The organism is Collinsella sp. AM44-11, from assembly GCF_003467145.1.
Taxonomy (GTDB): domain Bacteria; phylum Actinomycetota; class Coriobacteriia; order Coriobacteriales; family Coriobacteriaceae; genus Collinsella.
This window is the reverse complement of record NZ_QSFE01000003.1, coordinates 198373-206856: the sequence shown is the minus strand read 5'-3', so window position 1 is coordinate 206856 and position 8484 is coordinate 198373. Positions and strand designations below refer to the sequence as shown.

The 8484-nt window shown below is 59.3% G+C and carries 6 protein-coding genes; all 6 read left to right on the top strand.

The window, feature by feature from the left end:
• The first annotated feature begins 145 nt into the window (after nucleotides 1-145).
• The 6 genes from argF (at nucleotide 146) to xerD (ending at nucleotide 8184) form a co-directional block, all read left to right on the top strand.
• Nucleotides 146-1141, top strand: coding sequence for an ornithine carbamoyltransferase (gene argF, locus DW943_RS03475; protein ID WP_117584234.1), 996 nt, complete (start codon nucleotides 146-148; stop codon nucleotides 1139-1141).
• Between the two features lie 138 nt (nucleotides 1142-1279).
• The gene (locus DW943_RS03470) at nucleotides 1280-2767 is read left to right on the top strand and encodes a YfcC family protein (protein ID WP_370448068.1); all 1488 of its coding nucleotides are present in this window, start codon (nucleotides 1280-1282) and stop codon (nucleotides 2765-2767) included.
• A gap of 556 nt (nucleotides 2768-3323) precedes the next feature.
• Nucleotides 3324-4805: a DUF1846 domain-containing protein gene (locus tag DW943_RS03465; RefSeq protein ID WP_006234276.1), complete on the top strand. Its 1482-nt coding sequence runs from the start codon at nucleotides 3324-3326 to the stop codon at nucleotides 4803-4805.
• A 256-nt stretch (nucleotides 4806-5061) separates the two neighbouring features.
• Entirely contained in the window at nucleotides 5062-5400 is a 339-nt protein-coding gene (locus DW943_RS03460) for a hypothetical protein (protein ID WP_117862195.1), read from the top strand.
• A gap of 178 nt (nucleotides 5401-5578) precedes the next feature.
• Nucleotides 5579-7240, top strand: coding sequence for a CTP synthase (locus DW943_RS03455; protein ID WP_117840380.1), 1662 nt, complete (start codon nucleotides 5579-5581; stop codon nucleotides 7238-7240).
• A 2-nt stretch (nucleotides 7241-7242) separates the two neighbouring features.
• The gene (xerD, locus tag DW943_RS03450) at nucleotides 7243-8184 is read left to right on the top strand and encodes a site-specific tyrosine recombinase XerD (protein WP_117584232.1); all 942 of its coding nucleotides are present in this window, start codon (nucleotides 7243-7245) and stop codon (nucleotides 8182-8184) included.
• Nucleotides 8185-8484: the final 300 nt, after the last annotated feature.

Sequence of the window (8484 nt, the reverse complement as noted above, 5' to 3'; positions counted from 1 at the left end):
GCGCTGCATGAGCATGCCCTTCTGGCGCGAGGACCTCTAAGTCTTTCCGTTTCCGGTGCGGTCTCCCTACAACCGCACCGGTTTCGCCCGTCAAACGGGCGACACTAATACTTACGTAATTCATTTCTTCGAAAGGAAACGAACCATGGGTGTTAACCTCTCCGGCCGTAGCTTCCTCAAGCTCCTCGACCTCACCACCGAGGAGATCGAGTACCTGCTCAAGCTCTCCAAGAACTTCAAGGATATGAAGCGCGCTGGCGTTCCGCACCGCTATCTCGAGGGCAAGAACATCGTTCTGCTCTTCCAGAAGACCTCCACTCGTACCCGCTGCGCCTTCGAGGTCGGCGGCATGGATCTGGGCATGGGCGTCACCTACCTCGATCCGGGTTCGTCGCAGATGGGCAAGAAGGAGTCCATCGAGGATACCGCCCGTGTTCTCGGCCGCATGTATGATGGCATCGAGTTCCGTGGCTTTGCCCAGGACGACGTCGAGGAGCTCGCTGCTAAGTCCGGCGTGCCCGTGTGGAACGGCCTGACCACTGAGTGGCATCCCACCCAGATGCTCGCCGACATCCTGACCGTCCAGGAGAACTTCAACTACGACATCAAGGGCAAGACCCTCGTCTTCATGGGTGACTGCAAGAACAACGTTGCTCGCTCCCTCATGGTCGTCTGCTCCAAGCTCGGCATGAACTTCGTGGCCTGCGGCCCCGAGGAGTGCATGCCCGCTGACGACGTCATCGAGGCCTGCAAGCCCATCGCTGAGGCTAACGGCTGCACCATCAAGCTGACCACCGACGTCAAGGACGGCGTCACCGGTGCCGACGTTCTCTACACCGACGTGTGGGTCTCCATGGGCGAGCCTGACGAGGTCTGGGCCGAGCGCATCGCTCAGCTCACCCCGTATCGCGTTACCTCTGAGGTCATGGCTATGGCCAACCCGGGTGCCATCTTCCTGCACTGCCTGCCCAGCTTCCACGACACCAACACCACGATTGGCGCCGAGAAGTGCGAGCAGTTCGGCATCACCGAGCAGGAGGTCACTGACGAGGTCTTCGAGAGCCCCGCTTCCAAGGTCTTCGACGAGGCCGAGAACCGCATGCACACCATCAAGGCTGTCATGTACGCTACGCTCAAGTAAGAGCATCTAGCATCTCGCTCGGGGTGTATTGCTACGCACCCCGAGCGCTTTTGTCTGGTAAAAATCTCGCACCGAGCGACATGCACGGCACGGAAGAGCCGCTTCGGGCGAGATCAGTAAATGATTTATGAAGGGGGGATGAGAACTATGACTGAGACCGCTAAGAAAAAGCGCGGTATGCCTTCATCGTTCACCATTCTTCTTGCTCTGCTGGCAATTGTCGCGGTTATTACCGTTATCGTCTCCGGTACGTCCGGTGGCGAGGTTACCGCTGCCCGCCTGAGCGATTTCTGCACCGCCCCTGTCAAGGGCTTCGCCGACGCTCTGCCCGTTTGCCTCTTCGTTATGATCCTCGGCGGCTTCCTCGGCATGATGACCGAAACCGGCGCCTTGGACAACGGCATTGCCGTTCTGGTGCAGAAGCTTAAGGGCAATGAGATCATGCTCGTTCCCGTGCTGATGCTCATCTTCTCCCTCGGTGGTACCACCTATGGTATGTGCGAGGAGACTGTTCCCTTCTACGCCCTGCTCGCCGCTACGATGATGGCTGCTGGCTTCGACCCCATGGTCGGCGCCGCTACCGTCCTGCTCGGCGCTGGCTGCGGCTGCCTCGGCTCCACGGTTAACCCGTTCGCCGTCGGCGCTGCCGTCGACGCTCTGACCGGCGTTGGCATCGAGGTCAACCAGTCCATCATCATCGGCCTCGGTGCCGTCCTGTGGATTGTTACCACCGGCATGTCCATCTTCTTCGTCATGAACTATGCCAAGAAGGTTAAGGCTGACAAGGGTTCCACCATCCTTTCGATGCAGGAGCTCAAGGACGCCGAAGAGACTCACGGCAAGGCTGCTTCCGAGGTTAACAAGGAGGTCAAGCTCACCGGTCGTCAGAAGGGTGTTCTGATCGCCTTTGCCTTCACCTTCGTCGTCATGATCGTCGGCTTCATTCCGCTAGCCGACCTCAACGAGGGCGTCGCCAACTTCTTCGATGCTGGCGCTGTCTATGACGCCGACGGTAACGCCATCGTTCAGGGCTGGTCTGCCCTGATCACCGGCCTGCCCATTGGCCAGTGGTACTTCGACGAGGCTTCCACCTGGTTCTTCCTCATGGCTGTCCTGATCGGTATTATCGGCGGCCTGTCCGAGAAGCAGATCGTCAACACCTTCATCACCGGCGCTGCCGACATGATGTCCGTTGTCCTCGTCATCGCTCTTGCCCGTGGTATCTCCGTCCTCATGGCTAGCACCGGCCTCGACGTCTACGTCCTCGACGCTGCCGCCAATGCTCTGGCTGGCCTGTCCGGCGTGATCTTCGCTCCCATGAGCTTCCTGGTCTACTTCGGCCTGTCCTTCCTGATCCCCTCGACCTCTGGTATGGCTACCGTGTCCATGCCCATCATGGGACCGCTGGCTGTCAAGCTCGGCTTCTCGCCCGAGGTCATGGTCATGATCTACTCCGCCGCCATCGGCATCGTGAACCTGTTCACCCCGACTTCCGGCGCCATCATGGGCGGTCTTGCCCTGGCCAAGATCGAGTGGACGACCTGGCTCAAGTTTGCTCTTAAGCTCATCGTCGCTCTCTCCGTCGTCTGCGCCATCATCCTGACCATCGCTTGCGTGATGATCTAAGTACCCAACGGGTACCCCACGGAAACCTTGACGATCCTGTAAAGGATCATCTGGTCATCGTCTGTCCGGTGGGGTCAACCCACCGGTAGACTCCTACCTTTGGCCCCCTCCCGTTCCGTGCGCGGGAGGGGGTGTTCTTATGTTGCGCGGTTCTACGAACCGCGCAGCCAGTCGACGCTGCGCGCCGTCCAGAACGACAATTTGTCATTCAAAAGGCAAGGCATGACCAAAAGGTCTATGCCTTGCCTTTTTCATGCCAACTTGTACGTTCTGGACGGCGCTCGCTGTCCGTCCTCTGCCTGCGGCGCTTTCCATTGTTGGTGCAGGGGCGCTTTGCCTACTCTGGCGGGCTTTCGCTGGCTTATGCTCAACCTGCGACGTTTTCATTGTTGGTGCTGAGTGCCTTGTTTCCCGTTCCAAATGAGCCACCCCGGGTCCCCGGTGGTTGCGGTGGGCGTGTTTGGTTGGTGCCTGTTGATGGCCTGGGCATCGGGGAGGGTCTGCTCCGTTATAATCGCGTAGGAACTTAATTTACGAAACGGGACGGGAGCCATACATGCGCCAGGGTTTCGACAACGCGAAGTATATCGAGCTGCAGGCCGCTCATATTAAGGAGCGCATCTCGCAGTTTGGCGGCAAGCTGTATTTGGAGTTTGGCGGCAAGCTGTTTGACGACTATCACGCGAGCCGCGTGCTGCCGGGTTTTGAGCCGGACAGCAAGTTTCGCATGCTCAAGAGCATAGCCGACGACGTCGAGGTCATCATCGCCATTAACGCGAACCACATCGAGAAGAACAAGGCTCGTGGTGACCTTGGCATTACCTATGACGAGGATGTGCTGCGCCTGGTTGACCTGTTCCGCGGCAACGGCTTTGCTGTCGCGGCCGTGGTCATCACCCAGTACGCCGGCCAGCCCGCTGCCGATGTGTTCCGCAACCGCCTGAACGCGCTCGGCATTCCCGCCAAGCTCCACTATCCCATCGAGGGCTATCCGCACGACGTCGACCTGATCGTGTCCGACGACGGCTATGGCAAGAACGAGTTTGTCGAGACCACCCGTCCGCTCGTCGTCGTGACGGCGCCCGGCCCTGGCTCGGGCAAGCTCGCCACTTGCCTCTCGCAGCTGTATCACGAGCATAAGCACGGTACCGCCGCCGGCTATGCCAAATTCGAGACCTTCCCGGTCTGGAATCTTCCTCTGACGCATCCGGTCAATATTGCCTACGAGGCCGCCACGGCTGACCTCGACGACGCCAATATCATCGATTCGTTCCACCTTGAGGCCTACAACAAGACCACGGTCAACTACAACCGCGACGTCGAGGCCTTCCCGGTAGTTCGTGCCCTGATGGAAAAGATCCTGGGCAAGAGCCCCTACCAGAGCCCTACGGACATGGGCGTCAATATGGTCGGCTTTGCCATCACCGATGACGATGCCTGCCGCGACGCTTCCAAGATGGAGATCGTCCGCCGCTACTTTACCGCGGTCGAAAATGTGCGCCGTACCGGCGTGGGCGATGAGCAAGTCGACCGTCTCAAGATTATTATGAAGAAAGCCGGCATCGATAAGAACTACTCACCGGCGCGCTCGGCGGCCCTCACCAGGGAGCAGCTGACGGGTGGTCCCGTGGGTGCCATGGTCATGCCCGATGGCTCCGTGGTGACCGGTAAGACCTCCACGCGCCTGGGCGCCGCAAGTTCGCTCATTATGAACGCCCTCAAGCATGTCTCGGGCGTCGACCTTGAGCTCGAGGTCATTAGCGATGAGGCGATCGAGCCTATCAGCAAGCTCAAGACGCATTTCCTGGGCAGCAAAAACCCGCGCCTCCACACCGACGAGACGCTTATGGCGCTGTCGATCACCTCGGCCACGAGTGAGACGGCCGCTCGCGTCCTTTCGGGCCTGGAGCAGCTGCGCGGTTGCGATGCCTTCTTTAGCGTGATTATCTCGCCGACGGACGAGACGGTACTGCGCAAACTGGGTATCAACGTGTGCTGCGAGCCCAAGTTTGAGCGCCGCGGTTTCTTCCATCGCTAAGTTTGAAGCACCGCGGTAATTGCATTGCATTTTGGCCGTATCGGGTTAGCGCCCGGTACGGCTTTTTGATCAATAAAGCGTCTATTTCGGCGAAAAATAGCTGTTTACCTGCCTAGAAACAATTTGAGCGGTATACAATAACCGTAACTGTTTCATCCTTAGCGGGATGCCGCATGATGGATATTACCTGCCATCGTGAGGTGTGTCGGTCGCGCACGGCGCGTTAGATGCTCGTGCTCGGTTTGAGGAGGCTGCTATGGCGGGCAAGGGTCGTGCGAGTGTTAACGATATGAAGCGTGTCGAGGTGCTGGTGTTGATGGAGATCGACCAGCAAACCGAAGACAATGGCGGGCCGTATGGTTTCTCGCGCAAAACGCTTGCCGAGCGCGTGGGGGTTTCGCCGTATCGTGCCCGCGCCGCAATCGATCGCTTGGATTCCGAAGGCATGATTGATGTCGTCTCGCGTTATAGCGACGACGGCGGTCAGCTTGCAAATGGCATTTGCCTCACCGAACGTGGTGAGTGGTATCTTGAGGGCGTCCGTACCGGCATGCTCGTTCAAGAAATGCTTGAGGACGCGGTTGCTGATCGATAGCAGCATGTAACCCTTGCCATAGCGACGCCGCTTGGGAAACCGGGCGGCGTTTTGTTTCAAGATTGAGAAATGCAATCGCACGCGAGAAAAATTGCGAACGGTCCGCGGCGCGAGTATTACAATGAAGACCCGTAAGATGTGGATAAACAACTTCTACGGGAAGCGCAGGTAACTCAATATGACCAAGCATGTGTTCGTAACCGGTGGCGTGGTTTCGTCCCTGGGCAAGGGTATCACCGCGGCCTCGCTGGGCCGTCTGCTCAAGTCGCGTGGCTACAAAGTAACGATGCAGAAGGCCGACCCGTATCTGAACGTCGACCCCGGTACCATGAGCCCGTTCCAGCATGGTGAGGTCTTTGTAACCGAGGATGGTTACGAGTCCGACCTGGACCTGGGTCATTACGAGCGCTTTATTGATGAGAACCTGACCCGCGATTCCAACTTTACGACCGGTGCCATCTACAAAAGTCTCATCGCCCGCGAGCGTCGCGGCGACTTTTTGGGCGGTACCGTGCAGGTGATTCCTCACGTCACCAATGCCATTAAGGATAAGTTCCGGCGCATCGAGGAGCAGACCGGCTCCGATGTAGTCATCACCGAGCTGGGCGGCACGATCGGCGACATCGAGTCCCAACCGTTTGTCGAGGCCATTCGTCAGTACCGCAAGGAGGCCGGCCCCGAGAACGTCTGCTACATCCACGTGTCGCTCGTTCCCTATATCGCCGCCGCCCACGAGGTCAAGACCAAGCCCACGCAGCATTCCGTCAAGGAGCTCCGCAGCTTTGGCATCCAGCCCGATATTATCGTGTTGCGCTCCGACCACCATATCGATGACGCTATCCGCGGAAAGATCGCAAGCTTCTGCGACGTCGACACCGATTGCGTCTTTACCAACGAGGACTGCGCGAGTATTTACGATGTTCCGCAGCTGCTTGCCGAGCAGGACTTTGACCTGCGCATTTGCGAGCGCCTGGGTCTGGACCCGCATGAGCGCGACATGAGCGAGTGGAACGAGTTCCTGCGCAAACAGAATCACGCCAACCATCACGCCGACAAGGTGAAGATCGCCGTCGTTGGCAAGTACACGCAGCTGCCCGATGCGTACCTGTCGGTTATCGAGGCCCTGCACCATGCGGGCGTCTTCTACGATCGCCATGTGGACGTCCAGCTGGTCGACGGCGAGAGCCTCGACGAGCAGAATGTCTCCGAAGTTCTGGGCGACGCCTCGGGCATCCTGGTCCCCGGCGGCTTTGGCAAGCGCGCCCTGGAGGGCAAGATCCTCGCGGCCGAGTTTGCCCGCGAGCACAAGATTCCGTATCTGGGCATTTGCCTGGGTATGCAGGTGGCCGTGTGCGAGTTCGCCCGCAACGTCGTCGGCCTTGCCGGCGCCAGCTCCTCCGAGTTCGACCCGGACGGTCCGTTTAGCGTCATCGATCTGATGAGCTCGCAGGAGGATGTCACCGAGAAGGGCGGCACCATGCGTCTGGGCGCCTATCCGTGCAAGCTCGCCGCCGATACCCTCGCTCGCGAGGCATATGGCGAGGATCTCGTCTACGAGCGTCACCGTCACCGCTTTGAGTTTAACAACGCCTTCCGCGACCAGCTTGAGGACGCCGGTTTGGTTATCTCGGGTCTGTCGCCCGACGAGCGCCTGGTCGAGATGGTCGAGCTGCCGCGCGACGTGCATCCTTGGTATGTGGCAACCCAGGCCCACCCCGAGTTCAAGAGCCGTCCGACCAACCCGCAGCCGCTGTTCCGAGAGTTCGTGCGTGCCTCGATCGGTCAGCACGAGGGTGTCGATCGCCTGCAGGTGACGCCCATGAACCTCGCTACGGACTAAGGGTGCCGGCGAACAAAGAACATACCGAAGCTACTCCCTCGTCGCTCGCCGTGGCGGCGGGGGAGTATCTCGATTACCTCGCGGTCGAGCGGGGTTTGGCGCGCAACACGATTGCGGCCTATCGTCGTGACCTGACGACGTACTGCGCGTATCTGGAGCGGGCGGGCATCATGTCTTTTGATGAGGTGACTCGTCAGGTCGTGGAGGGCTTTGTCGCCGACCGTCGCGATGGGGGCTATTCCGATGCCTCGGTGGAGCGTGCGCTTGCGGCCGTGAAGGGCCTGCATGCCTTTTTGGTGCGCGATGGGATTGTGGCCCAAAATCCAACGGCGGCGTTGCGCCTGCCTAAAAAGGCTGAGCGTTTGCCGGAGTATCTATCGGTGGAGGATGTCTCGGCGCTGCTCGATCAAGACTTCCCCGAGGGCGAGATGGGCTTGCGCGACCATGCCATCTTGGAAGTGCTCTACGGATGCGGCTTGCGTGTGAGCGAGTTGGTGGGGCTCGATGTGGGCGATATCCATATCGACGATGGCTTTGTGCTCGTTCGCGGTAAGGGCTCAAAGGAACGCCTGTCCCCGTTGGTGGGAAGCGCGGCGCGAGCTCTGACGCGCTATATAACTAAGGGGCGTTCTCGCTTGGCGGCCCATGCCCACGGAACCGAGACCTCGGCGGTCTTTTTAAATAAGAACGGCCGCCGTCTGTCGCGCCAGGGCATCCATGCCATCTGTGAGCGCTACGGGCGCCAGGTGGGGCTGGTGGGACTCCATCCCCATACGCTGCGTCACTCCTTTGCCACCCATATGCTTGCGGGCGGTGCAGACCTCCGTGTGCTACAGGAGATCTTGGGACATGCCGATATATCGACCACGCAGGTCTACACGCATGTCGATCGTACGCAACTGACCGAGGTCTATCTGGCGGCGCACCCGCTGGCACATCGTTAACACATCGCTGGCCTGCATATCTATAGGTATTTGGGGACGGGCCCCAGATTGCCGCGGCGTGCTTTTGCGCGCGCATGGGCAATCTGGGGCCCGTCCCATTTTTTGCCACTTGTCGTCGCGGTGGTGGGCCGCATGTGCCTTGGGTGGGGGAGTTTGGGGGCGATGTGAACGGCATGTAAAGGGACGCAAAAATCGCCTCAAGGTCAACTTGAAGGTTGAGGTTGAAAGGCGGGGTGCCACAGGTGGCATCCCGCCGTTGCTGTAAACACAACATATTGTGTTTTCGAACATATGATTGGG

What these genes read in the sequence shown, in the direction of transcription:
- argF (WP_117584234.1), top strand. Translation starts at nt 146, where the DNA reads ATGGGTGTTAACCTCTCCGGCCGTAGCTTCCTCAAGCTCCTCGACCTC.
- DW943_RS03470 (WP_370448068.1), top strand. Translation starts at nt 1,280, where the DNA reads ATGAGAACTATGACTGAGACCGCTAAGAAAAAGCGCGGTATGCCTTCA.
- DW943_RS03465 (WP_006234276.1), top strand. Translation starts at nt 3,324, where the DNA reads ATGCGCCAGGGTTTCGACAACGCGAAGTATATCGAGCTGCAGGCCGCT.
- DW943_RS03460 (WP_117862195.1), top strand. Translation starts at nt 5,062, where the DNA reads ATGGCGGGCAAGGGTCGTGCGAGTGTTAACGATATGAAGCGTGTCGAG.
- DW943_RS03455 (WP_117840380.1), top strand. Translation starts at nt 5,579, where the DNA reads ATGACCAAGCATGTGTTCGTAACCGGTGGCGTGGTTTCGTCCCTGGGC.